We start from the raw sequence: 26,668 nt of genomic DNA on the forward strand, positions 1-26,668 counted from the left end.
CCTACACTCCTTCACATGTTTTTTGAGTGCTGATTCTATGGTGCAGGCAGGTAAGCGAGGTCAGCCAAGGGTTTAGATGGTGATCCGTGGGATGTCCTGATCATCAGCATCACCACGATCGGCGACGTTCTCCCATGCTCCTGAGTCGTGCCGCAGTTTGGGTGACGAGCGGTGGTTCAGTGCCCTGAGTTGACGGAGTCCAGGTATTGCTCCACCGCGGTTTCTGGCACCCGGTAGGAGCGGCCGAACCGGACACCATGCAACGTCCCGGAGTGGACCAGGCGGTACACCGTCATTTTCGAGACCCGCATCCGCGCGGCGATCTCCGCAACCGTCAGCAGTTGCTCCGTCATGGGATTGTTCTGTGTCATTGTCAGATCTGCTCCTTCAATCTGGCTGTTCGCCATGTTTCTCCGATAACACTGGTCACTACCGGTATGCCCCGCACGAAGAGCCACGACCTGAGTCCATGGCTTCCGTACTACGTAGTCGGCGGGGCGGTGACGCGTACTGTCAGCCACCCGATACACCTGACGGGATAGAACAGTGCACCCAACGGCTCCGAGCCTTTCGTTAGTAGACACTCGGCCGTGGGAACTGAAGCTTGCCTCGCGAGGACAAGGGGCTGGCTTTCGCAGCAACCCCTACCTGCAAGGAGATCCGCACTTCGAAGCGATTGTCGTCATGCAGCTCCGGCATATCTTTGACCGGGCGCTGGAAACGATTCGAAGACCGGATGACCCGACACCTACTGTGATGTCACACCTGGCGGGCAGTCGTCCGCCGATTCAAAGAGACCGGCGGACGACCCTAGACCGATGGACTCGTCATACCGCCGTAGCGGCGGGTAGGGGGCTGCTCCCTGCCTGCGCCAGAGAACACCGGTGGGCAAAGGTCCGTGATCAGCCCGGTTCCAGCGCACTCACGGACCGCATGAATACCCTCGACCGCTGACGCTTTGTCCGAGTACTGCCTGGACACGGCCACGACCGTCCCGTTGGGTGCTTTCAACCTGAACCTGAAGGAAACTCCCCCATCGCGGAAGAGCTCGAATTTTCCAGCCATAACTACTCCCTGATTACCCAGGCAGAGGAACTGCTCGGGATCGTCAATGAATCCGGAACTCAACACTGCGTTCCGGCTGGCCCGAAATGGGATAGGGCTTGCCCTATGTGACCCCAGCCACACCCAATGCACTCATAGTAGGGGTTAAGTTTCGTACTGGCGAGTAATCACCGGTGGGGTTGGCTGGCACAAGTTCTTTCAGCAAGCTGTTTGCTAAGTATCCTAGAAATCATTCTCCACTATTTGCTAAAGAGTCTAGACTTTCTGTTCCCTTAGCTTTGCTAAGTAGCCTAGTATTTTTGTCCCTTAGCTCTGGTGCCACCGCTAAGTACCTTGTATTCAATGGGTAGTGCCATGAAGACGCAGATACTTACTGCTGCTGTTTGAGTTGCCTCCCGCCCATGCACTGACATTGGAGCGGCACGTGGCACCTGGGGAGACATTTTGATGACTTCGCAGATCCACCGGATGCAGCGTATGTAAGGGGCTTCCGTTGCGTAGCGACCAATCGTGATGCCGGTTCTTGCCTCGGCGCGCAGCGTCTCTCAAGACTGCCGCGCGGTGTTGAGATGGCTGATCTCCCCAGCGTGCAAATATCAGGTGGTGTGTTGACTGCTTGATCCGGCCACCGTTCAGAAGCCAGTTCTCTTGATGTCGTTTATCGCGGTCTCCTCTGCGACAAGCTGCGCAGTTCCGGCATTCGTGCAGGCGAGTGTGGGCATCCCGTTTCTCCCAACCGCCTCCACCAGCCTGTGCATCGCAGGGATAGATGATTGACGGAGCAGACAAGGGGGTAGTCACTTATTTCCGAGGACGCGTTCACCTTGCGGGCGGATCCCATTGGGGGAGAGGCGTGCAGGTTGCGCCTGTGCGGGTGGCCTTGACTATTTGTGCAGACGAACGCGAGAAACGATATATCCTAGACACCTCACCCCGCCATTTTGACTCATAGACCTCAAAGGCGAGCATTTCTGAGACGAAACACGGGGAGACAAGTTTTCGAGACTAAAAGAGGCCTGGAATTCCGGGGGAGTGAACGCTCAACACTCAACCTGCTCGGGCGTCTTGAAAAGCTTTAGGATTTCGAGCCGGGGTAGAACCCGGACCATGGTCCAAATTCATGTACATATGTCGCGCCCTCATCGTGCAGGTCACTGTTCGGGCCATACGCATCCCCGATTCTGACTCTTTGGTGTCTGGGCTATGGCCTGCCTGACTTGAGCGCGTCCATTGCGTCCAGGACAGCCAGTGATGGCAGGTCAGCTACTGCGGCGACCACGGCCAGTGGTTCGCCGTTGCTGACAGCCGATGCGACAGCGACTCGAAGCTCCGTCGGAGGGACGGGATCCGCCGCGAGGCCTGCGCCCATGACCAGGGTGCTGTGCTGCGCGGCGGCGACAACACGTTCAAGATCATCGGAACTCATCATTTCCTCCCAGCTCCGTCATTGCTTCTTAGTCTCCACGCCCATCGACGCAGCTGGGAAGTGCTGGAGCAGACGCCGAGAACGCTTGCTAGTCGGCCAACGGTGGAGCGGGCGGAGTGAATTGATCCGGGCTTCTAGCGCTGGGGCTGGCTGATGAGGAGCTGGTATTGGTTATCGGCGAGGAAGGCGACGGCGGTCGGGCACTGCGGGGTGAGGCTCAGTCGTCTGTGTCGGACACATGGCTGTAGAGCGGTGAGCGGGACTGCAAGGGGTTTCTTTGCACCGGTGCCGCCCGGAGCGCTCCCGCCTGTCGTCACAATGCGAGATGATGTGCGGTCAAAACTTTGATGAGGTCATCTCGTAGTTCGGCCAAGACGGTTTCATCGAGTACATCCCTTAGCGGATCGACATTACTTGCCTGCAGCAGGGCGTGTCGTCCTGCTGCACTGAGTGACACGGTGATGCCTCGCCGCCCGGGAGGGAGTTTTCGCCTTTCGATGAAACCGAGACGTTCCAAACGTACGGCCGTCCTACCCACTGATTGCGGGGTGATGTGAATGATGTGGGCAACATTTGTAAGCGATGAAGCACCAATCTGTTCCAGAGTCTGCAAGAAGGTGAAGTCCGATGAGGTAAGTCCTGGCTTGCGCAGACGGTGGGCGAGATCCCTCTCGCATAGGCGGGCCGCAGTGCTCAGAAGCCTGCCCGTCGTCCAGTCGCTCATGGCCTTGTGATGTTCGAAACCACCAGCCACCTTGTCCCCAGCGCCGCCGGTCACTATTGATCTCCCTTGTGCGGTTTCCCGGTGCTTCCATCATCGTTGCAGGACCAGTGAAGGCCAAGGCATGCAATCAATGCCTCCTGCGGTACAGCATGGCCCGGTCTGGGTGTAGCCGGACCATCAGTGTTCTGGCACTTCAGGCAATGAGGCCATGCCCCGTCGAGGCGCTGAATAATGCAGCGTCCGGGCCAGAAGGCAGGGCTTTTTGATGGTGCCTGCTGCAGGTAGGGACGTGGAGGTACACGCCCGGTCGGCGTGCACCGGGGCGTCGAGCCGTCCGGGTCTGCTGCGTGACGTCGCACTTCGGGATTTGGGATGTGCTGTCCTTCCTGTTCGCCCGACACCGTGCACCAGAACCAGTGGATGACCACCGTCAGAGAGCTTTAGGAAGCGACGAGGGAGGTCAGGGAGGTCAGGGAAGTCTGCTACCAGTACCCCAACTTCTCCGACGGCAAGACCTCATCAGAGTGAGACCAAGCCGCCAGGCCGGCGGCTGATGGCAAGGGTGAGATCACCTACCACGAGGGCCCCATGATGAGCGCCGATGCCGTTGGGCGCGCACCCTGATTCGCCGTTTATACGGCGCCACGGAGATCCCGACACCGTCGAGAAGATGGCCGGCATCGCAGCCCTCATTCTCGGATGCTTCGACGATGATCCCCAAGCCTCGATACTTCCAGGCACGTTTGTGTGCGGGTGAGAACCGGCCTATATACATCCTTTAGCCATCTCGCAGCGGTTCAGCCGGCACCCCAGGGTATCTGTCCGTGGCAATGAGTGAGATGAGGGTGACGTGCGTTGAGTGTGTAACAGATGCGGCAGCTGCGGGGGATGACTTACTCTAAGCGCACTGGTCTCAGCCTTGTTCGGCCCGGCATCGGTCGGGGTATTTCTTCGGTGGAGTGTATTTAGTGGATCAGTTTACGGCCGCTCGGAGCAATGACGTGTTGTTTCTACGCTGGAAGGCTGGCGTACACATCGCCCATGCTTTGGCCGTTGAAGCAGCAACATCCTTGAGAGTGCTTAGCGACGAGCAGATCCTGCCGTTGGTCGTGGTGATGGGTGGTATCAACGGCCTGACCACGAAGGCTCGCATGGGTATGAATGCTTATCGTGGGTTCAGCATGGTCGGGTTGGTGGATGATGGCCCTGTCGATGAGGTCCTTGCAGGATTTGCTCATAATTCGCGTACCCCAACCCGTTACTTCACCTCCGAGTCCAACGCACTGGCCTGGATCGATTACTGCGCATCTTCTGAAGAAGAAACAGCTGCCTAGGGGGAAGTGAAGGTGCCCACAGCCCGCGCCGCAAACTTCTCTGCACCAGCTACACCGGAACGACAGGGTTGGACGGGCGTGCTGGGCTGTGCTGCGGCGGGATCCCGTTCAAGGCCATCGGAACTCCTCGAGCCTTCCCGGCGCGTCGCTGCTTCACGGTTTCTGTCTCAACGCGCGCAGCTGGATAAAGCGGGCGCTGATGACCTTTGCTCGTCAATCGAGAAGGGTTCCGCGGAACGGTGCTGTTCTCGAAGGTTTAGTTCCGGGGTTGTGCAGCGAGGTGCTGGTAGTGAGGGTGGTTGGCGAGGAAAGCCGAGGCCAGGGGGCACCGGGGGATGAGTTCGAGGCGGCGCTTGTGAGCGTTGAGCACGATGTGGCGCATGAGGGTGTTGTCGATGCCCAAGCTACAGAATCTGGGGTGTTGAGTGTCGCCAAGGAGCAGGATCTGTCCGCCTTTCATCGTGTATCTCACGCATGCGGCGAGGGTGCCATCGATGAACAGCTCGAACCGGTTGTACAGGCGATTGTCGCTGAACGTTTCCTTGAGCGGGTGGACGGCGTCGCGTTTGGCGGCCTGCTCTGCGCGGTGCTCGAGTTCCTCGACGATCATCTCGTAATGCTCGATTGCGCCAGCAGGAGGGCAGTCGGTGTCCATCAGCTTGTAGGCCTGGTTCACCATGACGCGCAGTTCCTTCGTCGAGGTTGCTGCGAGGTCCTGCGCGGACAGTGCATCGTCGAGCAGGGCGCTGTCGTGTACGTGACCAGTGGCCTGCACCTTGGATGGGTGACGCCTGGTAGAAAAGCTGGCCAGCGATGTGACGGATCCGGGCGCAAGAACAGTCGTGGTGGTAGACGGTTCGGTGTGGGTTGGATGCAGGAGTTCTGTCATGGCCGTTCCTATGTCTGTTGAACCAGCGCCGTTATCCCGGTCCTGATGTCTTCACGAGACTATCGGGAAGGCACCCGGGAACGAAGTGAGTCAGCCGATAAATCTGCTACGGGATTGACACTGGAGCCTCATAGCGTGGACCCATACCTCGACCGTACGCGGACGGCGACACCCCTGGGGACTTGTACGTCCTCAGGCATCACGTTGTCGGTGTGTCCTGTCAGTGGAACCGAAAAGCCACTGCCGAAGTAGTTCATCGAGCACGTCGTCGCGCCCGCCGGTGTTAACGGGCTCAAAGCGGCTGGTGCGGTAGGGGGCTTTGGGGTGTGGGGGTTGTTCTTCAATGAGTTCGTTGACGGCGTGGGCGAGGAGGTTGCACTCAGTGAGGGGTAGGGAGATGAGGCCTGCGAGGAAGCCGTCGATGTCGAAGTCGTCCAGGGTGCCGCCGAGCCCGAAGTACCGCAGCCAAGCATCTTCGCATGCGATGTCGGAGGCGATCATCGCCGCGTCGATCAGGACACGCTGGGTTTCTTCTTCCGTATCCTGCGGTCCCATAGCCGCCGCCTTCCGTCAGGTTCCGTGCCCTTCAATGTTTCCTCCCCGGGAGACACCATGTGGATGTGTTTTCATCGCCAACAGGCCTTCCCAGGGCCAACTGGAGGGGCTATAGCCGGCCCGGCACCGAAGGGACATAATCGGTGGTGGTCGCGACAGCCAACACGCTGCGGAAAGCTTCAAGCCCGCATCGTTGTGCTTCCGCTGACAGTCCGGGGTCTGCAAACGCACCGAAGGGCGAACGCTGTACTCGTGCGTTCACCTGTCTAGACATCATGCAAGGCCGGTCCGGCAGGTAGTTCGTAAGGAGGCGTTCACTCTGCAGAACCAGCGTCCCTCTTATGGCCGACCTGTGAAGCTTCTAGCCGGGGCTCTTCCCCGGCACTCGTCATAGGCCCGGATAGGCTGGGTTCGTGTGACATCAGCGTCTTTACGAGTGGGGGACTGGATGCTGGGGCTGGGTACGAAACGAAACAATAGGGTGGTCGCTGACTACGACATAGGGTTGCCGGATGATTGGTATCCCGTTGATCTGAGCCCGGAGTCCTCCGCTGCCTGGGTCCAGCAACTCGCATGGGACGTCGCTCCGAGTGAGGATGCGAAGGCCGCACTGGCCGGTCGGCTGACCGCAGTCGTGGACGCCGTGGAGGGATTGGGGACCCCGCAGCTGACAACGGCGGTTTGGATTCCGACACCTGCGACCGGTGAGCTTGCGAGCCTTCTGACTTTCGGGCTGGTGCAGCTTGCGGCAGGTCAGGGTCCTGAAGCCTACCTGGCAACTTTGGTGGCCGATGAGGGCAAGAGCGGCCCGGGAACGACGTTCCTTGAGGTCCACACCTGGACGGCTCAGGTCGATGCTGGGATCGCCGTCGGCGCGTACAACCGAATCGCCCATACAGAGCCGGACGGGCAGACCCGGGTTGAAGAGCGCACCGTGATTGGTGTCTTGCCGCCTCGCTCGAAGGAGATGGTCGAATGCATTTTCACGGCGCAAGCGAGCGACGCCTTCGATGACATCGTCGAGCAGACCATGGGCTTGGCGGCGACGATCAGCGTCGTTTTGGAGAAGGGATGAGGCAGTCAGAGGTGAGGTCTGACCGACCACGGAGCGCGGATAGGACCAAGGCAAGGAAGCGCACGGATCAGCGAGGCAGACGTCCGGGTGGGACGCGGAAGCGCCGGACGCTGAGGATGGTTATGGGTATTGGCCTCGTTCTCGCAGCGCTCGGCGTGGTGGCCTTGGTCATCAACCTGATTTTCTTCTCGCTTGTCTATGACTTGGCGCCGTGGGAGAAGGACGTCACGGTACCTGGTGGTCTCTTCGCTCTCTCTCCCTCCCAGATCGACCAGCTCTCGTTTTTCACGGCCATCCCGGGAGCTCTCTTCCTGATTGCGTTCTGCTTCATTTGCTCTGCTCGTGTCCTCCGCGACCGGCTGGGCACCAGGGAAACCGTGGGGCTGGAAGGCGGAACAGTCGTCTCCGAGAACACTTACCTTTCACCTCGCGCGCATCTGGGGTGGCTCGGTGTTGCGCTGGTGTTCTGGATCGTGCTTATTCCCGTTCCGGTTCTCCTGGCCGTCCGGGGAGGGTGGCCGGCGACAGTACGCGAGTTGCCGCAGGGACACGTCTGGGCCAACCTTGGTATCTACGGTGGGATCACCGCGGCCGTCGCGGGAACACTGCTCGTTTCTCACTTCAAGAAGCAGCACTACCTGGCGCTGGTCGCAGCCCATGACCCTCGGCTGGACGAGCCGCAGCGGGGGATCTGGCGCTGGGCTACGTTCCGCTGGCGCTTCGACCTGTGGCTGGGCGCCCTAGGAGGTGCCCTCTCCGGCGCATCCCTGATCGCACTGCCGTACGACGGCGTCGTGGCACTGGCTATTCCTCTGGCGCTCGGCACGAGCCTCATGGTTCTCGGGGTGCTGCTGGGCCGGCAATACTGGCGCTCCCATATGCCCCTGGGACTAGCAGAATCCTTCGCTTAGGCAGCCTCGGCCCCCTCGCGCAGGGAATCTTCGCGGAAGCGCCCAGGATACGCATCCGGTACTGCTGCTTGACCGCGCCAGGCATCTGTTCAGGCCAAGCTCGCCCGCCCCAGCCGATCCAAGGTGGTGACAATCAAGGTGTCGCTCTCCTGCAATGCGTCAATGGCTTTGTCGAACTGCGGCCGCCGAGCATGCGCGCCACTGACGCCATGATCAACGTACAGGTCCTCCCGACGAACGCCGGCGGCAAGCAGGTCACCGACCTGCCGGTCCGTGTCCTTGGCGCGCGTCGACACCCTCGCGTATCCGATCAGCTCGCCCACACCGCTCCTCCATGTCGACAGTCTAAATTTGTCTCGCAACCAAGCTCGCGGGACTGTCCGATAAACGGTGTGTGGGGTCCGGCGTTTCATCAGTGAATGGTTTTCTCGAACCGTCCGGCGAAGGTGATCGCGAACGCGTTGAGGGCGGGTTTCCACCTGATCATCCAGCGTGCTCTGCCCCCGCCGGTCGGGTCAAGAGACCGGGTCACGAGGTAAAGGCATTTCAGGGCCGCGGCCTCGTTCGGGAAGTGGCCCCTGGCCCGTACCGCTCGGCGGTAGCGGGCGTTGATCGACTCGATCGCATTCGTCGTGCAGATCACCCGTCGGATCTCCACGTCGTATTCGAGGAAGGGGACGAATTCTGCCCAGGCGGACTCCCAGAGCTTCACGATCGCCGGGTACCGTTCACCCCACTCCGCGGCGAACTCCGTGAAGCGGTCCTTCGCCGCTGCCTCACTGGGAGCCGTGTAGACGGGCTTGAGTGCTTTCACGATGCCGTCGCGGTGCTGGCGGCCGGCGTAACGGAAGCTGTTGCGGATCAGGTGCACGATGCACTGCTGAACGACCGTCCGCTCCCAGGTCGTGTTGATCGCCTCGGGCAAACCCTTCAGGCCGTCACAGACGGCGATGAGCACGTCCTGGACACCTCGGTTCTTCAACTCACTAGAGACCTGCAGCCAGAACCGAGCACCCTCGCCTCCGTCGCCGGCCCAGATGCCCAGGATCTCCCGCTCTCCGTTCGCGGTGACGCCCATGACGACGTAGAACGGGATGTTGCGTACCTGCCCATCGCGGACCTTCACGACGATCGCATCGACGAAGATCACCGGGTAGAGCGGGTCCAGGGGACGGGAGGACCACTCGGCAAGCTCACCGGCGACCTTTTCCGTGATCCGACTGATGGTGTCTTTGGAGACCTTGGCCCCGTAGACCTCCTCGAAATGTGCTGCGATCTCGCCGGTGGTCAGTCCGCGGGCGGACAGGGATAGCACGATCTCGTCAATCCCGTCCAGGCGCCGTTTCCGCTTGGGCACGATGACCGGTTCGAATGACCCGTCCCGGTCCCGGGGCACCTCGATCTCGACCGGACCGATCTCCGTCAGCACCGTCTTCGCCCTTGTGCCGTTACGCATGTTCTCAGCGATCGGCGTCTGCCCGTGCTCATGCCCGAGGTGCTCGGTCAGCTCCGCCTCAAGCGCGGACTCTAGGACGTTTTTCGTGAGCTGGTTCAGCAGCCCGCCGGGCCCGACAAGGCTCACGCCCTGCTCCTTGGCCTGGGCGAGCAGCCGTTCAGCGAGGTCCTTCTGATCGATGATCTCTCCCGTCACAGGATCGATCATCGCCTCTGTTGCATCGGTCGTGAAGTCGTTCACGGCCATCTCCTTTCGGATCAGGCCGGACCCTCACACACCGTTTTTCTTACAGTCCCAAGCTCGCAGTCACGGATTGCTAGCGCTACTTGAAAGACAGGGTGGCAAGACAATCGAGGACCGGTAGTGGCGGGGGAGTGGTGGTGTCTCGTTCGAGTGTGTTGCAACCAATCGGTTGCAACACACTAGACGTGGCAGGGTGGAACTCAAGTCCCACCCTGCCAACTGCTGCTTCAAGCGTTGGTGAGTTGAGCTGCTTTCCGTAGCTCGTTGGAAGTGTTGAACTCTTCGGCCGGTGCGGCTTCCTGGTATTCAACGAGCTCGACTTGATGCTCGACGAGGGCGTCTCGGACGGCTGATGGTGTTGCGTAGAAGTATTCACGGCGCAGGTTCACGAGATTGACGCGTCGGTCCGCGAAGTATTGGTGCAGCATCGTTTCGATTCCGACGGCGTCTTTCGAGAAGAAGAGGGCGTGGACGTCGAAGAGGAAGGGAACCGAGGCGTCGCCGAGTTCGCGTACTCGTTCCATTGGGTTCAGGCGCCGTGTCATTCCGATTTTTACGACGCCGTCGCCGAAGGCTCCGAGATTGGAGATGACGTAGACGTAGCCGGCTCGCGTGTTGAGGGCGTTGTCCTCGGCGTCGGCGAGTTTCGCTTCTGCCTCTTCAAGCTGTTCCTGGACACGTTGGACGCCTTCCAGGTCACCGGTGGCCTGCAGTTGCGCGAGGACGTTTGAGTAGTGATCCACCTCCTTCTTCTGCTTCGCTTTGAGAGCCTCCCACTCGCGCTGGGCTTTGGCGGTTTCTCGAGCTTCGGCGCGCGCCTCGGCTTCAAGCTGCTTTTGAATTGCTAGAGCTTCGAGATGCCGGGCTGCGAGCTCTACTTCTTGTTCCCGAAGTCGGTGGAAGGCGCTGGTGATCTGGAGCCCGATCATGGTTCCACGCTTTGCTATCTGCTCCCGTGACTTCTCGAGTCGGGCACGAGCGGCGCCAAGGTTCCCTGCCTTCACGGTCTTTACGCAGTTTTCGGCCTCAGCGTTGTAGGCCCGTAGCAGCAGCGCTGAAAGATCTCGGACGAACTTGTCGCCCTCTCGGGTGGAGCCGTTGAACGTGAACCCGGACACCGTGGTAACGGCGGTCTTCGTACGCAGCTTGTCCTTGATGTGGGCGCGCACAGTAGCTAGTTCGTTGGCCAGCTTCACGGACGTCTCGCCCGGGTGTTCGTAATCGTAGAAGCCGACGTTGTGCTGGTCTGCTACCTGTCGCACGTCCAGCACATCCTGCTGCACGGCGGCGAGCTCTGCTTCCGCGCTGGCTAGTTCCTGCTTCGCTCTGGCGATACTCGCGGTCAGTTCCGCATCAAGGCATTCCTTGGCCAAGCTGTCCATGTCACCGTACCGATTCAGGTCCGCAAGCATCTGCGCGTTGGCGCGGTACACCTCATCGGCGTACTGCTTCAGCCCCTTGGCCGGTACAGGAGGGGCCCCAATGTTTGTCCGGTAGATGTCTTCGGCGCTCACGCTGGTTGACTCGGCGGTGACGCCAAAGGCCGTTCGGTACTGCTTCAGGATGTCCAGGAGAATCCAAATCACGCCTGCGGCAAGCAACAGGCTGAAGAAAAACCCTTCGGTGGGCAGTAGGGCGATGAGGAAGAGCAATGCGCAGGCAAACCAAATATGAAGCGCGAATCCCGTTGCCCGCTTTTTCGGCTGGGCAGGTTCGGGCGACGGACCGGATGAGAAGTTGGACATAGTTCCCCCAGATTTAAGTGATGATGCCCGAACCGTAACAGGCCCTACCGTCAGTCATCGCCCAAGTTCTGCCGACACGGAACTCATGCCGGGGAACACGCTTGACACCCGCGGCGACCAGGGCCTTGAGCTGCAACTGTGCATCCTGGCCTGACTTGTTGACTCTGGTGTATCCGAGGTGCCGCATTCCGTCCGTCCGACTCGCAAACCCCGACCACGAGGAGTTTGGAGACGAAACACGACGAGACAAGTTCTCGAGACACAAGAAGACCCGTGATTGCGGGGGTGGTGGCACGGTGTTTGACTCGCTTGGATGTCTCAGAAGGCTTTAAGTTTCTAAGACGCCCTGGGCGGAGGGTGAGGGACATGAGGTGACCGCGATTCAGTGACCGGTGTTGTCTCGCGCGTGAGCTCACCCCATGAGTTCGGCTGCACTTGTCGGGCGATCCTTCGCGGCTGTCATGGATTGTTGTAGGAACGAGGTTCGTGTGTGGCTACTGATCAGCAAATAAGGTGATTGATCCGAGGCCGATCCTTATAAGACGTGAGGGCGTAGGGACTCGATGATCCTCGACCGGAATCCGGAAGTGATAACCGTTACTTTCGCTACGTCAGCTCCGTGGTACATGCCGCCTTCCACGTACACCTCGCAGGGGACGCCCGCGCTGTTCAGCCTGTGCGCGTACTCAAGATCCTCGTCGTGGAAGAGGTCGAGGCTACCAACGCCGATCCAGGCCGGTGGGAGACCGGAGAGATCCTGTCGGCGGGCCGGCACAGCATATTGCCGGGAATCGGGCAGGCCTGGCTCATGACCGAGGTAGTACTTCCAGGCCATGCGGTCGAGGGTGGGCGTCCAGGCGAAGCGGCCACGGCCTGCGGAGTCTGGTTCAAGCCCGGTCCGGTCATCGAGCATCGGGTATTCGAGCATTTGGAAGGCGACGGGAATGTCGTGGTCAACCGCCCGCTGCGCAAGCGCCGCGGCGAGGCCGCCCCCCGCGCTGGCGCCGCCGACTGCGATACGCGAAGCATCGATGTTCAACGATGTCGCGGAGTCGTGCAGCCACTGCAGGCCGGTGAAGCAGTCGTCCAAATCTATGGGGTACGGGCCGATGCGATAGTCGACGCTGATCACTGGCACTCCTAGCTGTTCGGAGAGTTGGGCGCACCACGAATGGTCTCCAGCGGCTGTTCCCAGGATGTGTCCGCCTCCGTGAATCCACAGCAGCGCACCAGTCTTTTCTGCGCGGTGCAGTGGCTCGTAGATGAAAGCATCAACTGAGCCGTCCTCGCTCCGCAGCGAGACCGTTCGAACTTTCACCCCTTCGGGTACGGCGGTCGCGCGGTCCAGAAGACGCCGACCGAGCGGGAGCATCCATGGTCGCGCGAAGGAGTAGTCGACATAGAGATTGGCCCCCCGCAATTCCGGGGCGACACTCGAGAACGACTGCCTCGTGATGAGCATGCGAACGAAGGTCCCTGCAGCTGCACCTACAACTGCAACTGCGGCAGCGCCAGCGAGTAGACTTCTGGACTTCATGTCGACAACCTCTCGTTCGGTGCAGAAGTTGGTGCTGGAAGGGGCCATGAGAAGGTCCAATCGCCTGAACCGACTTCGTGGATGGTTTCATCTGGCAGGGTCACCGTGGCTCTTGAACCAGCTGGAACTGTTACTTCGACCCGGCCGTCGGCCTCGGAGACGTCCCACCGGATCGATGCCAATCCGTAGGGCGTTTCCACGGACGACTCGACGAATGTCAGACCCCCGCCGACAACGGGTCGGAAGCCGATATGTTTGTACCCCGGAGCGATCGGTGTGATTCCTGCGAGCTGTTCGCGCATCCACCCGGCGACGGACCCCAGAGCGTAGTGGTTGTGACTTTCCCTGGCCCTGCCGTGCTCGTCGTACCCCTGCCAGGTCTCCCAGATGGTGGTTGCGCCCTGCTCCACTTCGAACAGCCACGAGGGAGCGGTGTCCTGGAGAAGGAGACGGAATGCCACATCCTCGCGACCGGTATCTACCAGTGCGGACAGCAGCATGGGTGTGCTCAAGAACCCGGTGCCTAGGTGAAAACCTGCGCCTTCGATGAGTTCGACCAGTCGGGCGGACGCGTTCTGCCGTTCATCCACGGTGAGCAGATCGAAGGCGATCGCTCGCACGTAGTCGTCTTGCAGGTCCCGGCCGATGCGTCGACCGTTGTCGCGGATGAATGCCGTGCGCCACGCCTGCCGGACCGAGTCAGCAAGTGTGCGGTAATGAGCGGCGTCCGCACTGCGGCCGAGTATCTCTGCGGCCTTCGAGAGGAGTCGGGAGGAATGTTCGAAGTACGCCGTCGCGAGCCCCGCGCCATGCAACAAACCATCGAAGAAGCTCCATGGAACATGCTCTCCCGGTCGTAGCCACTCGCCCCAGTGGAAGCCACTGTCGAGGATGTATTGTTCGTCGTTACCGATGCGCGCTGAGAACCACCGCTGGAATCCCCGCCGACGCGCGGACCGCTCCAACCGGTCCACCCACTTACTCATGCTGTCGTATTGGGTTTGGAGCACGTCTTCGTCACCGTAGTAGCGGTAGATGTCCCAGGGCGTGATGACGGCGGCGTCGCCCCAGCCGACGGAGTTTCCCAGGAAGTCGCCGAGGAACCGCGGACCGAAGCTCACGTTTCCTGATCGTTCGCTCGGGATCCACGGGGAGATGTTGCCGTTGTCCTTCTGCTCTATGGCGAGGTTGCGCAGATACCGTTTGAGGAAAGCACGACTGTCCACCATCCCTGTTGCTGTCGGGGTGAAGACCTGGATGTCTCCGGTCCAGCCGGAGCGCTCACGTGTCGGGCAGTCGGTGGGGGTGTCGGTGAAGTTGGACCGGGTGCTCCAGTAGACGTTGCTCCACAGTTGCGTCAGGCGGCTGTCGGACGCGGAGAAGGATCCCGCCCGATCAAGATCCGACGACAGAGCGATACCTTCGACGTCCTCGGGGACGAGGTCCTCGGCAAGCCCTTCGATTTCCACGTACCGGAAGCCGTGAATGGTGAACCAGGGCTGCCACCAGTGTTCCGACCCGTCCAGGATCACCTGGTCACGCTGGAACCACGGCTTCTTTGGATTCTGAATGATCCAGTCAGGATCGAATTCGCCCTCCGCTGTCAACACTTCACCGAAGGTCAATCTCACCGTCGTTCCGGCCTCTCCGGTGAGTCGTATCCGGAGCACACCTGCCAGGTTCTGACCGAGGTCGACGAGTTGCTTACCGGCCGGTGAGCGCCACGTCCTGGGTGCAAAGGAGTCAAAGTGGGTGACCCGGGGAACTTCCTCCGCAATGAGTAGGCGAGGATGAGGCGGCAGCACATCGACCGGCGCGAACCGGCTGGGGGGCGCGTCGTGCACGAGCCAGTCGCTGTCCGGGACTCGAAGATCCACCTTCTCACCGTGCTTGGGATCGCTTTCGGTGATCCGACCTGGGCCCGCTGCCCATGACTCGTCGGTGGCCCAGCGCACCGTCGTTCCGTCCGCGAGCTCGAGTTCCAGCTGGAGAAATCCGGCAAGACGGGTTCCGTACACTTCACGGCGTTCAAAGAAGCTCACCTGACCGCGAAAGCGACCGTCGCCCACAGCCATGGCCATGATGTTCTTCCCCGTGTGAAGGTGATCAGTGACGTCGTAGACCTGATACTCGACGACCTCGTTGTAAGGGGTGTATCGAGGTACGAGAGCCGGTCCGGTCAGGTCGTCGCCGTTGACGAACAGGCGGTACCAGCCGAGCGCACTTGCGTACGCGCGGCCGCGGACAACGGGAGCGGGAAGCACGAGTTCGCCTCGCAGGTAGACGGGCGCCGTGGCCGATACCGTGTCGCTGCGTGCCGTGATCCAGCTGGCGTGCCACCGTTCGGCGTTAAGGATTCCGGTTTCGAAGCTGGCCGTCTCGCTCCACGCACCCCTGCGACCGTCCTGATCCCACACGCGTACCCGCCACCAATACTGGGTGGCCGACCGCAGCGGGGCGCCCGAATACCGGAGGCCGAAAGGTCGGGTGCCGGCTACCGAACCGGTGTCCCACTGGAGTGTGTCATCGAAGTTTTCGTCGAGGGCCACGTGTACCTGAAAGGCAGTCTGCGCCAGATTCCGGCCGTCACCCACGAGATGCCAGGTGAACTCGGGGTGGTCATCTCCGAGTCCCAGTGGTGCTTCGAAATTATTGGTGCGCAGGTGTGTCGCGCCCAGGGTAGCTGCAGGATTCACGTGGTCATTCCCTTTCCAGAGTTTCGTGCGACGAGCTCTACGTGCGTCGAGCCCGCGTGGGCGACGCCACCGGTGGCAGGCCCGATTGGTGCTGCGCGCGCAATAAACAGGGTCGGCGTCCCGGGGACGGCTCCCACTGTGTCGGCGTTCATTTCCCGCATTGTGGTGTTATCTGACCGATTTGATGGGAATGATGGCTACGGCGGCGATGAGTACGATGACGGTGGATGCAATCCAGACCAGTGAGTAGGAGCCGGTGATCGCGACGATCTGGCCGGCAACGAGGGGCGCGATCGCTTGACCGAGGTTCGTCGCGACCGCGGCCATGCCGAGATCGCGACCGACGGTGAGCTTGTTCGGTAGGACGTCGAGGAACAGGGCCGCATCAACGGCGATGAAGACTCCGAAAGCGAGACCCCCGATCAACACTTGTGCGATCATCGCCGTCACTGTGGGCCACGCGAACGGAATGAGGAACGACACTGCCATCAGTACCGACGCCGAGATGACGAACACCTTGCGACGCTGCAGCCGGTCCGAAAGCGGCCCGGAAACGACGATGCCGATCACAGCTGCCGGCACTAGTGCGATAGCCAGCAGCGGAGCCGTCGCCGTTGCTTCCTCAGCACTGAGCGCCGGTTGTACGTAGCTCTGCAGCATGTAGAGCGAGAAGGCGGTGGAGATGCTGTAGCCGAACAGGATGATGGCTCGAGCGATCCACGCCCAGCGAAAGTCGTGTGCACGCAGCGGCTCGATGAAGCCACGCAAGAGCACTCCCCATTGCAAGGGTTCGATCTCGAGCAGTTTCGAGGAACGGTCGCGTGCGGCGAGGACGAACTGAATGCCGAACAACGCCAGGACGATCGCAAGCGGGAGGTACGCGTCCAGACCGATCGTCGCGAACAGTACCGAGGCGAGTATCGCGCCGATGGCGGCCCCGAGCAGGAGCCCGAGGCCCTGAAGCGCTGAGGCGATGCCCCGGCGACTGGGCGGCACTCGATCGGCGACCGTCGTGTTCAGCGGGCCCAGCGCCACGTTGATCATCAACGACGCCAGGGCGGTGAACGCGATGACCAACGGGATGGTGCTGGCGTAACGGAGGCCGACGATGGACAGTGCACCCACGATGGAGCCACACAGGATCCAGGGTGCACGACGGCCGAACCGGGAGCGGGTGCGGTCCGACAGCGTGCCGACGATCGGTTGGATGACCAGCGTCGCGAGGATCCCCAGAGCGGACGCGATCGACAGACTCTCAGCCCGGGCCGCTTCGTAGGCACCGAGTAGGCCAAGTTCACGGGCCTGCTCGGCCGTCGGCGTGATCGCCCCACTGGCGACCTCTGCCTTCAGGTCGGTGAGTGCCGTGAGGTCGAGGCCCGCGTCAGCGCCCTTGAAGTAGTGGCCCACCTCGAGGAGCTGGATCTGGTTCGGCAGCAGGATGCTGCTCATAGCGGACAGGGCTACGAAACTGCCGAGTACCGCGAGGCCGTACACCAGCAGGTACTGACGGAATCGGCCGCCCGGCACGTGCAGATCGGATGTACCCACGCGGTGCTCGTCCGCGACACTATCCGCGCTCTGAGTGGGATCGCCGCTAGCGGCATGGAGAGTCATTTCAGCAAGCTCCTTCGGCGTGCGGCGAGGATCGGAGCGCCGACGGGTGCGGTCGATCCGAACTGGGTGATGAGGTGGGGTTCAGCGGTGACATGGGTTGTCCTGGTTCAGGGGGATCAGCCAAGGGTGTGGGAGCCGTCGACTACCGGGGAAGGGATTTGAGCTGTCGATTGATGAGTTTTGCGGCTTCCGCTCCTTCTGGGAGGAAGTCGAGCATCGCCCACACATGAATAAGTCCGTCTCTGAGGTCGAGGTCGACTCTGGTGTGCTCGTTGGCGGCTTTTTCGGCCAGTCGGACGCTGTCGGGGTAGATCAGATCGAGAGTTCCGGAGAAAACGGTGATGGGCGGCAATCCGCTCAGGGACCCGTAGAGGGGGCTGGCCATCGGGTGGTTCGTGGGGAGGTCGCCAGCCCACATGCGCCCGCACTCGATGATTCCTGCGTAGTCGAGCATCGGGTCCTTGATCGTTTGGCTTCTGGGATCGGAGACGGTGACATCGAGCCATGGCGAGAGGAGGATCAGCCGGGCGGGCACCGATGCGTCTCGTTTGACGAGTTCCTGCACGGCGGCGAGGGCAAGCCCCCCTCCGGCCGATTCCCCTTGCACGACGACCGCATCTGCTCCGGATGCGGCGATGACCTCACTGATCAGGTCTGCCATCTCCGGAACGACCGTGCCGGCCGTGCCACGGGGCGCCACAGGGTAGAGCGGGATGACGACGGTGACGTCACTGTCCCGCGCAAGATCGGCATAGAACGCTAGATGCCGCAGCGTGACGTCGTAGACATAGGCGCCACCGTGGATGCAGATCATCGTGGCTTTGGAGGCCGCCGATGTCGGCGTGTATGTCAGGATCTTCCAGCCGTTGCGTTCCGTGGAGGTCGCAGTCAACCCCCGAAGGGCCTTCTTGCCCAGGATGGGGACGGATTTCTTGGCGGCCACGTCGATGGTGTGTTGCAGACGTTCGGGTGCGTTGCTGCGGCGCATCCCCATGGCGGGGATGAAAGCCTTAGCGACGATCTGGTGCTGCCAGCTGGGACGGGAATTCATTGGAGCTCCATTACTTGCCAGAACTGCGCGATAGTGTGCGAACGATTGAGAGAATGTCGCTTGAGGCGTCAAGCGTGGAGGGAGCTGCGTGCTTGGCGGATGAGGTCCGCGGCGCGTTCCCCGATGGCGATGCTCGGGGCGTTCGTGTGACCGCGGATGATCTGGGGCATGACCGATGCGTCGGCGACTCGAAGGTTGTGGACGCCACGGACGCGAAGGCTCGGATCGACGACGGCGTCGTCGTCTCGTCCCATGCGCGCGGTGCCGGTGGGGTGGTAGAGGGTGTGGCCGTAGCGGTGGAGGGCTTCGGTGCTGCGTTCCTCCGGTGTCATGGTGTCGCCGCCTTCGGGGGCGAGGAACCGTCCGGTGAGATGCTGCTTGAGTGCCGGTGTTGCCAGCAGACGCTCCACGACGCGGAATCCTGCCATGATCGCTGCGCGGTCAGCACCTTCGGGATCGGAAAGATAGCGGGGGTCGATCGCCGGCTTGTCGAACGGGTCGGCGGAGCGGATGTGCACTGACCCGCGGCTCTGGGGTGTGAGCAGGATGGGGCCAAGGGTGATGCCGTGCGCGGGGACCGGCAGCAGCCCTTCACCGACGTACGCGACGGGCGCGAACAGCATCTCGATGTCGGGGAGAGGCAACTCGGGTCGGGAGCGGACGAATCCATAGGCTTCGGCGACGTTGGAGGTGAGCATTCCTCGGCGCCGTGTCAGGTAGTTGACGAGCTGCGCCGGCTTCGTGGCATCGAGCAGCGTCCCGCCGCGCACCTCGGGGATGAGCGCCGAGACCAGGTGGTCCTGCAGGTTCTCGCCGACCTCGGGGCGGTCGACCAAGACGTCGATGCCGAGAGCCCGCAGACGCGCTGCTTGCCCGATGCCGGAGAGTTCGAGCAACTGTGGAGTGTTGACCGAGCCGCCGCACAGCACAACCTCCGCCCTGGCATGCACCTGCCGGAGTTCCCCGTCCTGCAGGTACTCGACACCGGTCGCACGGATCCCGTCGAACAGGACCCGGGTGGCGTGGGCGCCGGTTCTGATGTCGAGGTTCGGCCGCCGTCGTGCGGGCTCGAGGTAGGCGGCCGCTGTACTGGACCGGGAACCTCGATGCTGGGTCACCATCGTCTGGGTGAAGCCCTCCGGCTGTTCCGCGTTGGCGGCCTCCACGGACAGACCTGCCTGTTCGACCGCCCGGAGAAAGGCGTCGGTGAGGGCAGACGGGCTGCGCTGCGCCTCGACGCTCACCGCCCCCTCCGGGGCGCCGGCGGGGCGCTCAATGCGGGCCAGGAGTGTGCGCATTGCCGGCCAGGACCATTCCGGGCCGAGCAGCTCACCCCACGTGTCGTAGTCGGCCGCGAAGCCGCGCACCCACATCATGGCGTTGAGCGAGGAGGACCCGCCGAGCACCTTGCCGCGTGGCCAGTAGACCGTCCTGCCGTGCAGGTTCGCCTGCGGCACGGTCTCGTAGTTCCAGTCGGCGCTGGTCTTGAACAGCTTCGAGAACGCAGCGGGAACGCGGATGGAGATGTCCTTGTCCGGCCCGCCTGCCTCGAGCAGGACCACTCGCCGGGTCGGGTCCTCGGTGAGCCGCGCAGCGAGGGCGGCACCGGCAGAACCTGCGCCGACAACAACAACATCGACAACATCGACGGAATCCCGGGCGGAGTCCTGGGCGGACGCGCTTGCGTGGGTCATCGGTGTGCTCCTCATGCGCGGAAGGCTGAGATTAGGACGCCGGGCAGGCGGCGAAGGGTCGGCTTGGCCGCGAAATCGGCGAGGAGCCGCCCGGTCACGGCGGCGCTCCGTGCGCCGATGAACCACGGCGGCTTGGGGGAGAGTGCGATCTCTCCGGCGAGGACTGAGCGCGGGAAGGGCCGGAACGGTCCGATGACCACGGTCCGCTCGGTACTGTTCAGGAGCAAGGCGTTGTGGACCACCCCGCGACCGGATCCGACGTCGTTGAGCGGGTTCCCGGGGAACGCGCCCCAGGGAGCGGCGGCGGTGAGGAAGCCCAGCGCCGTCCAGGCGTTGATGGCGATCGTCCCGTAGCGCAGGGCTGCTATCGCCTCGCCGAATCCGGTACCGAGCTGCTGTCGATCGGCGGGTCGGACGATGATGTTGGCGCCCAGCGTCCCGTCGAGCTCGTCGTTGGCAAGTGCCACGGCGGCGTCGAGGAACTCCTGCCTGGTCCCTGGTATTTCGAGAACTCCGAGGACGGGTGCGAAGGACTCCGTGGTGCGAAAGGTCGCGTCGTCATCGCGGTTTAGTTCAATGAGTAGCCGGTCTCCGAGGCTCCCGAGCCGTTCCGAGCGGGGATAGCGTTCGGCGGCGGCCGTGACGCGGTCGGCGCTGCCGGGGTACCAGCCCGGGCGTGACGGGGCAGAGTGCATTGCGTGGCGAAGTGCGGCGAGGAACTGGTCTTTTTGCGGCCATTCGCTGCTGATGATGACCATCTGGCTCGCGATGCAGTTGAACCCGCCGTTGTGCAGTCGCTGGGTGGCGACGTGCTCAGCCTGGAACTCGATGTCCTGCCGGGACCATTTCCCGGGGATGACGATCACCGGGGAGACGCCGCCGAGTTCGCTGGTGATCTCCTTGTCGAGGATGGGCTCATTCGCCGCCTTCCGGCGTGCACCCTCCTCGTCCGTGCCGAACACGACCGCGTCGTGGGTGACGCCGCTACCGGTGATGTGGACGTGGGCGATGCGGGGGTCGTGGACGAGGTGCGAGCCGGTCTCAGCGCCGCCCTGAATGATGCGCAGCATCCCGAAACGGATCAGCGGATCGAGGGCGTCGAGGTAGCTGGTCATCATCGCGCCAAGCACCGGGTTCAACTTGAGCAGGACCGCGCGGTTGTTGGCGACGATCTCTGTGAGGGCGTCCAGGGGTGCGATGGCGGTGATGTTGCCCGCGCCAAGAACCAGGGACACCCCGCCCTGTGTGCCGGGGAGCCGGGCGCCGAGTCCGGCGTCGTCCCTGACCTGCTCGTACGGGATTCCCGGCGGGAACCAGACCTCGATCGAGAACCCGTTCAGCAGCAGCCGTTCGGTACGGTCCAGAGGGAGCACTGAGACGGCGGTCCTGCCGCCCGGCGCGCCGTGGAATCGCAGTCCGTCGACGGGACTGCGTCCGGCTGCCAGCGCTTCGAGGCTGTGGGTGAGCCGGGAGGTCGCGCCGAGGACGGCGTACGGTCCCGACATCCACTCCTCGCCCACAAGGGCGGAGTCAGCATCGATCCGTTTGATGCCTGCGGCGGTCGTGGCCCACCGGCGGGAAGCGCGGCCCACGCTCTCGTGGACGCGTCGCAGCAGTGCGGCGCGCTCGGTCAGGGATGCTGCTGCCCACCGGGCAGCGCCCGCGGCAAGTGCTTCCAGGTCCTTGTCGAACGCCCCCGCGGCCACGGGTGCCGGGGAAGCTGTGGTGTCGATGCCAGCCATGATGATCTCCTTCGATCAATGAATATGGTGGATCACAGCGGTACCCCCGCCGTGATCCGATGCAGCGCTGCTTACTCGGGGTCGTCGTTTAGGGTCGCGGTCGCCGCGTCAGGATCGCCCCAGAACGCGGCAGCTTCGAGTGGGAACGGCCCCGCCGGGAGCACGAGCTGGCTGCCATTCCACCGCTGCAGCGGCAGCACACTGCCGGTCACCTGCACCGTTGCGGTCCCGCCGGGATCCAGCGTGATGGTCGCGAAACCAAGCAGGGCACGCGGGCGATCGCCGTCGGTGGACGGCGCCGCATATAGCTGAACCACGTGTCGCCCGGACCGTGTGCTGGTGTTCGTTACGGCGGCGTGGGCCATGAACGTGTCACCCTCGATCGCGTCGACGTGGAGCGAATCGGTCGAGAAGGTGGCGTAGCCCAGGCCGAATCCGAACGAGTAGGCCGCGTCAGTCGAGGTGGCATCCAGGGCGCGCTGGCCCCAGATCCGCGGGTAGTGCACGACGCTGGCGTCCCAGTCGGCTGCCGGCAGGTCGGCCTGGCGGCGGGGGATCGTGATCGGGAGCCGGCCTCCCGGTTCCTCGTCGCCGAGCAGCACGTCCGCGATGGCCCGGCCGCCCTCCATCCCCGGATACCAAGCGAGCAGCACCGCGGCGACCTGCGAGTCCCACGGGGCGGTGACGATCGTCCCGCCCCCGATCAGGACGACGACGGTGCGCGGGTTGACGCGTGACACCGCCTCGATGAGCTCGATGTCCTCCGCGTGCAGGCGCAGGTCGCGGCGGTCCCCGCCGACCTTCTTCTTCGCCGCGGCACCACGCAACAACGGGATGAGCAACCGTGCGATCGGTCGGAACCGTGCCAGACCGCCGAAGAGTCGAACCGACTCGACGTCGACGGCGACGAGCGACTCGCCCTCGTCCACCGAGCTCAGTCCGACAACCACCACGGCGGTCTCGGCGGAGGATGTAGCCTTCACCGCGGCAGTCAACGACGCGTCGTCCGGGCGGACAACACGGTCGCCGAGTCGCTCGACGAGCCCGGCGGCGACGGACACCGAGTCCGGTGGGAACACCTGGGATGAGCCGACGTCACCGAGGTTGCCGGAATCAGCCAGAGGACCCAGGACGGCGACGCGTGCGCTATTCCCTGCATCCATGGGGAGCGTGGGGACACCGTCGACCTTCTCGTTACGCAGCAGCACGGCGCTGCGGTGCGCAACTTCCCGCGCGAGGGCGCGGTGCTGGGCGGATGCGACCACGGACGCAGGCGGTGTCGGTTCGGCGCGCAGTGCAAGGTGCAGCTGAGCCGACAGCAAGCGGGTGGCCGCTCGTCGCACGTCAGCCCGGGCGAGCTTTCCTGTTTTGGCGGCCTTGGACAGGGTGGCGGCTCGCTGTTGACGGAACGGCATCTCGAGGTCCTGGCCCGCGGCTACGGACTCGACGGGGTGACGCAGACCCCAGATGAAGTCGGTCATCACGAAGCCGCCGAATCCCCACTGGTCCCGGAGGATGGTGTTGAGAAGCTTCGGGCTTTCACCCGCCCATTCGCCGTTGACGGAGTTGTAGGCGCTCATCACCGAGTCGGCACCCGCGTCAATCGCTGCCTTGAAGTGGGGCAGGTAGATCCCATGCAAGGTCGCGGCGTCGACCTGCACGTCGACCCGGAAGCGTCCTTCCTCCATGGAGTTCAGGGCGAAGTGCTTGATCGTCGACAGCACCCAGGGGCGGACCCCCTCGACCATTGCAGCGCCCATCGCCCCCAGAAGGTATGGCTCCTCGCCATAAGCCTCCTGTGATCGGCCCCACCCGGGGAACGGCGCCATGTTGAGGCAGATTCCCGCGTAGAGGTTGGCACCGAGCGCGCGCGCCTCCTGACCGATCACAGCACCCACGCGACGCTCGAGATCCGTGTCCCACGAGGCCGCCCGCGCGATAGCCACGGGAAAAGCCGTAGCCGAACCCATGACAACCCCCCGCGGACCATCAGTAAAGCGGATGCCGGGGATGCCGAGGCGGTCGATACGGCCGGCCTCATAGGGGACGACGTTGTAACGGACCGCGGTCGCAAGGAATCCGGGCAAAAAGCGGCGATCGCCATCGAGCAGGAACAGCAGCTCACGATCGGAGAGCTCATCGAGCAGGCCGGACACGGCCGATTCCACAGTCATACGTTCGGCTCGGACGTTCTCGACGGCGTCCGTGAACGCCTTGCCCTGGGTACCGAGTTCGTCGTGCATGGCTGCCTCCTCGCAGTCCGACGCGAAAGAGTCAGCGCCGCCACAAAAGCTGTACCGACCATGTGGTCGTTAGGGAAACTATAACGACCACACGGTCGGTAGGGAATAGGGTAATTTTCAAGAGTGCATACGATCCCCTCGGCCCCCGAGCGATCAAAGCGTCGCCGACTCGCCCCAGAAGTCCGCCGCGCGGAGGTCCTCGACGTAGCAGCAAGACTGCTGAGCGAGCGAGGATACTGGGCAGTTTCCGTCCAGGACGTCGCCCAGGCGGCCGGCATGACCAAGACCGGGCTCCTTCATCACTTCCCGACCAAAGAGTCGCTTCTCGTCGCGCTGCTCGAGGAGCGCGACCGGTCGCAGATCGACGAAGCAGAGGCACACATCGCAGAACTCGACAAGGAAGGGGGGAGGGCGTTCCTTGATGCCGTCGTCGAATCGAACTGGGCTCATCGGGAGCTGATCCGCCTGTACGCCGTCCTCAACGTCGAGGCCCTCGATCCGCGGCATCCGGCCCACGACTACTTTCGTCGCAGGTTCGAACGAGCCCGAGACGTCATCCGGCGTGCCGCGGCATCATGGCACCCCAACCCGGACAGCTTCGCCCTCGAAGTTCATGTCTTCCTCGACGGACTCCAGATCGCTTGGCTGCGTGATGAGAGCCTCCCCGTGCGCGAGCTATGGCACGACTTTGCCGCCCGTGCCTGTGACGTGTAAGCACCACTCCAGCTGGCTCCCGACGGTACGACTCATCGGAAAAGCGCCTTCGTCGAGCCTCACCCGCCGTGAACCAAGATCAAAACATCGGCCAGGGAAGAGGAGCGCTGCTGAGCCCCGCTGGAGATACCAAGGACGGGGTCGCCACATGGTGCTGCGAAAATGACGCCACTTTTCGGTGCGATCCACAGACGCCGTGACAGAGTCGTTCGGATGTCTCACAGAGCTTTAGGTTTTCAGACACATTGAACGGCCTGGTTATCGGGAGCGTTCGAGAGTCTGAACATCGCACAACGCCGTCCGAGTGGCGCACACTGGGATTCCACGCTGCAGAGACCCGGGCAGACCACAGCGCGATCCATCTCGTACAGGTGATCTCCTTGTCAGAAGTTTCGGCCGGTGACGTTCGGACGAGGGGATACCGCTAGAAGTTGGCGAAGGCGGTCGGCTGTAACGGGGCTCCTGGGTCGTTGTGATGCATCACGGCGGAAGTTCGCAGGGAGCCGCCGAAGCCGCTGAAGCTATCGCAGGGACAACACCGCAAGCCTCGAGGAAGCACAGCACGCGAAAGGCATGGGGGACACTCGTCGCGAGCGTGAAGACAATCGGCGAAAGGAGATAGGCCATAGGTTTAGGCCCGGGGCCGGCTTGAGTAGGAGATCGACCGATGGGCGTCTTGAGCAGAAACCTCACTTAGGATCTGACCAACGAGGTGGGCCAGTCCTGTCTTGAGTTCCGAGCGGTCAGTGTTACTGATCAGGAGGCGGCGGTCCGAGACCCGGACGCCAGCGCCACGGTAGCCAGCCTCGGCGAGGCGGCGGCTGGTGGGGGAGTGGTGGCCGCGTTCGATAGCTTCATAGGCGAGGGCTGACGAGAGAAGGCGGCCGGAACGATGTCATTTGAGTGACCCTGATATGTGCCCAGGTCATACGGCAAGGCGGAGGCTAGGTCGCCGCTGAATGTCAGTGCTGCATCGGAGGGCACCGGAGTTCGTGGATGGTGGTCATTGCATTCTGCCAACGTTCTTTGGCGATGCCCTGGCGGACCCCCGGGAACGTGGAACGCCTGTGACTGGTTCAGGGATCCGGGTCCGGGTCGACCGGATGAAAGGCGCTGGACGATGGCCGTTCCGTCTGAGCAGTTCGGTCATGGCCGCCCTCGTTGTCCCAGTTCTCAGCGGCTTCAGCATCGGGTTGACCCAATGGAATCCTGGGACGTTGAGGAGTTGCCGAAGAGATGGGCTCATTCTTCGGGGACTCGATTGTCCAGTCGCGACGTCCCGACATGCTCCGAGTCTACGCTCCTTAGCGCCATCCAGAAGGCATGGTCTCTGTGTGGTCAAAGCAGAGCCCAACACCGGTCACTAGTCACTAGTCATTGGATAGCTGGGCGCTTTACCGACGGTTCTGTGGGTCCTTTTCGCAGCTTTCGCGGGGCGCTTCCGGTGGCCGAAGTTCTCCCAGCGAGCATTAGACCTTGGCACCTGGAGCATGCCCTCCTTGCAGCGGTTCGTCGAGCGCGGCGACCTCGGCGACCTGAACGTCGACGGGGGTGACGTGGACGTTTTCGACGAGGGGTCCGAGCACGCTGGGCTCCTTATCTCCGCCAATGCCGCCGTCGTGTTCGATGACTCGCAGCGGCGTCGACCTCAGCTGAGCTTCCCGAAGTGCCGTGCCGCGTTGGATGACAGATGTTCTGGGTCCAGCGACTTCAGCAGAAGAACTACTCCCACGAGGAGGAAGAAGAGTGCCAACGCCAGCAGGGCTTGGCCATCTGAAGCGGCGGGGCACCCTGCGGAGCTGTCATCAACTTCGGGGCAGCTGCGCCAAAGCTGCAGGAACACGACGAAACTACCTACCGCTCCCGTGGTGATCAGTAGGAGCCCGAGAGCCACGTGCACAGTCTTCCTCGAAACATTCATGGTTCATCGGAACACGAGCGGGGACAGACGATC

General features: G+C 62.7%; 19 protein-coding genes and 1 pseudogene. 4 read left to right on the plus strand and 16 right to left on the minus strand.

Annotated features, from left to right (window positions below; genetic code table 11):
* Positions 1-176: 176 nt before the first annotated feature.
* From QFZ50_RS05945 to QFZ50_RS05955, 3 genes are all read right to left on the minus strand, one after another.
* Positions 177-371, minus strand: coding sequence for a helix-turn-helix domain-containing protein (locus QFZ50_RS05945; RefSeq protein WP_307086687.1), 195 nt, complete (start codon positions 369-371; stop codon positions 177-179).
* Between the two features lie 439 nt (positions 372-810).
* On the minus strand, positions 811-1,065 hold the full coding sequence (locus tag QFZ50_RS05950) for a YegP family protein (protein ID WP_307086689.1): 255 nt from the start codon (positions 1,063-1,065) through the stop codon (positions 811-813).
* Positions 1,066-2,804: 1,739 nt separating this feature from the next.
* Complete coding sequence (locus tag QFZ50_RS05955) at positions 2,805-3,269, minus strand: MarR family winged helix-turn-helix transcriptional regulator (protein ID WP_307082825.1); 465 nt, start codon at positions 3,267-3,269, stop codon at positions 2,805-2,807.
* Positions 3,270-4,183: 914 nt separating this feature from the next.
* On the opposite strand from QFZ50_RS05955, the gene QFZ50_RS05960 reads away from it, so the two are divergent.
* Positions 4,184-4,549, plus strand: coding sequence for a DUF7793 family protein (locus tag QFZ50_RS05960; protein ID WP_307082826.1), 366 nt, complete (start codon positions 4,184-4,186; stop codon positions 4,547-4,549).
* A gap of 256 nt (positions 4,550-4,805) precedes the next feature.
* Here QFZ50_RS05960 and QFZ50_RS05965 read toward each other — a convergent pair whose 3' ends face one another.
* Both QFZ50_RS05965 and QFZ50_RS05970 read right to left on the minus strand, forming a co-directional pair.
* Entirely contained in the window at positions 4,806-5,438 is a 633-nt protein-coding gene (locus QFZ50_RS05965; protein ID WP_307082827.1) for a GNAT family N-acetyltransferase, read from the minus strand.
* A 192-nt stretch (positions 5,439-5,630) separates the two neighbouring features.
* Positions 5,631-5,993, minus strand: coding sequence for a hypothetical protein (locus QFZ50_RS05970; RefSeq protein ID WP_307082828.1), 363 nt, complete (start codon positions 5,991-5,993; stop codon positions 5,631-5,633).
* Positions 5,994-6,474: 481 nt separating this feature from the next.
* Here QFZ50_RS05970 and QFZ50_RS05975 point away from each other — a divergent pair, with 481 nt between their 5' ends.
* Both QFZ50_RS05975 and QFZ50_RS05980 read left to right on the plus strand, forming a co-directional pair.
* Positions 6,475-7,068 (plus strand): hypothetical protein, encoded by a 594-nt coding sequence (locus QFZ50_RS05975; RefSeq protein ID WP_307082829.1) that lies wholly within the window; start codon positions 6,475-6,477, stop codon positions 7,066-7,068.
* Between the two features lie 122 nt (positions 7,069-7,190).
* Positions 7,191-7,979, plus strand: a complete 789-nt coding sequence (locus QFZ50_RS05980; protein ID WP_307082830.1) for a hypothetical protein — start codon at positions 7,191-7,193, stop codon at positions 7,977-7,979.
* Positions 7,980-8,077: 98 nt separating this feature from the next.
* On the opposite strand, the pseudogene QFZ50_RS05985 reads toward QFZ50_RS05980, so the two are convergent.
* From QFZ50_RS05985 to QFZ50_RS06030, 10 genes and pseudogenes are all read right to left on the minus strand, one after another.
* Positions 8,078-8,302: pseudogene (locus QFZ50_RS05985) on the minus strand (recombinase family protein); the annotation flags it as partial.
* Positions 8,303-8,391: 89 nt separating this feature from the next.
* The gene (locus QFZ50_RS05990; RefSeq protein ID WP_307086691.1) at positions 8,392-9,642 is read right to left on the minus strand and encodes an IS256 family transposase; all 1,251 of its coding nucleotides are present in this window, start codon (positions 9,640-9,642) and stop codon (positions 8,392-8,394) included.
* A gap of 263 nt (positions 9,643-9,905) precedes the next feature.
* The gene (locus QFZ50_RS05995) at positions 9,906-11,423 is read right to left on the minus strand and encodes a DUF4041 domain-containing protein (RefSeq protein WP_307082831.1); all 1,518 of its coding nucleotides are present in this window, start codon (positions 11,421-11,423) and stop codon (positions 9,906-9,908) included.
* A gap of 535 nt (positions 11,424-11,958) precedes the next feature.
* Complete coding sequence (locus tag QFZ50_RS06000; protein ID WP_307082832.1) at positions 11,959-12,885, minus strand: alpha/beta hydrolase; 927 nt, start codon at positions 12,883-12,885, stop codon at positions 11,959-11,961.
* A gap of 71 nt (positions 12,886-12,956) precedes the next feature.
* The gene (locus tag QFZ50_RS06005; protein ID WP_307082833.1) at positions 12,957-15,656 is read right to left on the minus strand and encodes an alpha-L-rhamnosidase; all 2,700 of its coding nucleotides are present in this window, start codon (positions 15,654-15,656) and stop codon (positions 12,957-12,959) included.
* A 168-nt stretch (positions 15,657-15,824) separates the two neighbouring features.
* The gene (locus QFZ50_RS06010; RefSeq protein ID WP_307082834.1) at positions 15,825-17,270 is read right to left on the minus strand and encodes an MFS transporter; all 1,446 of its coding nucleotides are present in this window, start codon (positions 17,268-17,270) and stop codon (positions 15,825-15,827) included.
* A 142-nt stretch (positions 17,271-17,412) separates the two neighbouring features.
* Complete coding sequence (locus QFZ50_RS06015; RefSeq protein ID WP_307082835.1) at positions 17,413-18,321, minus strand: alpha/beta hydrolase; 909 nt, start codon at positions 18,319-18,321, stop codon at positions 17,413-17,415.
* A 68-nt stretch (positions 18,322-18,389) separates the two neighbouring features.
* Positions 18,390-20,015, minus strand: coding sequence for a GMC family oxidoreductase (locus tag QFZ50_RS06020; RefSeq protein ID WP_307082836.1), 1,626 nt, complete (start codon positions 20,013-20,015; stop codon positions 18,390-18,392).
* An 11-nt stretch (positions 20,016-20,026) separates the two neighbouring features.
* Positions 20,027-21,757 carry an aldehyde dehydrogenase family protein gene (locus tag QFZ50_RS06025; RefSeq protein ID WP_307082837.1) on the minus strand — a complete coding sequence of 577 codons (1,731 nt, stop codon included), beginning with the start codon at positions 21,755-21,757 and terminating at the stop codon, positions 20,027-20,029.
* 71 nt (positions 21,758-21,828) lie between these two features.
* A complete protein-coding gene (locus QFZ50_RS06030) occupies positions 21,829-23,913 on the minus strand; it encodes a glycoside hydrolase family 3 protein (RefSeq protein WP_307082838.1) in 2,085 nt (694 codons plus the stop codon).
* A gap of 210 nt (positions 23,914-24,123) precedes the next feature.
* Here QFZ50_RS06030 and QFZ50_RS06035 point away from each other — a divergent pair, with 210 nt between their 5' ends.
* Positions 24,124-24,714 carry a TetR/AcrR family transcriptional regulator gene (locus tag QFZ50_RS06035; RefSeq protein WP_307082839.1) on the plus strand — a complete coding sequence of 197 codons (591 nt, stop codon included), beginning with the start codon at positions 24,124-24,126 and terminating at the stop codon, positions 24,712-24,714.
* A 1,648-nt stretch (positions 24,715-26,362) separates the two neighbouring features.
* Here the strand turns inward: QFZ50_RS06035 and QFZ50_RS06040 are convergent.
* Positions 26,363-26,608: a hypothetical protein gene (locus tag QFZ50_RS06040; RefSeq protein ID WP_307082840.1), complete on the minus strand. Its 246-nt coding sequence runs from the start codon at positions 26,606-26,608 to the stop codon at positions 26,363-26,365.
* Positions 26,609-26,668 lie beyond the last annotated feature (60 nt).

Source organism: Arthrobacter agilis, assembly GCF_030816075.1.
GTDB lineage: Bacteria > Actinomycetota > Actinomycetes > Actinomycetales > Micrococcaceae > Arthrobacter_D > Arthrobacter_D agilis_E.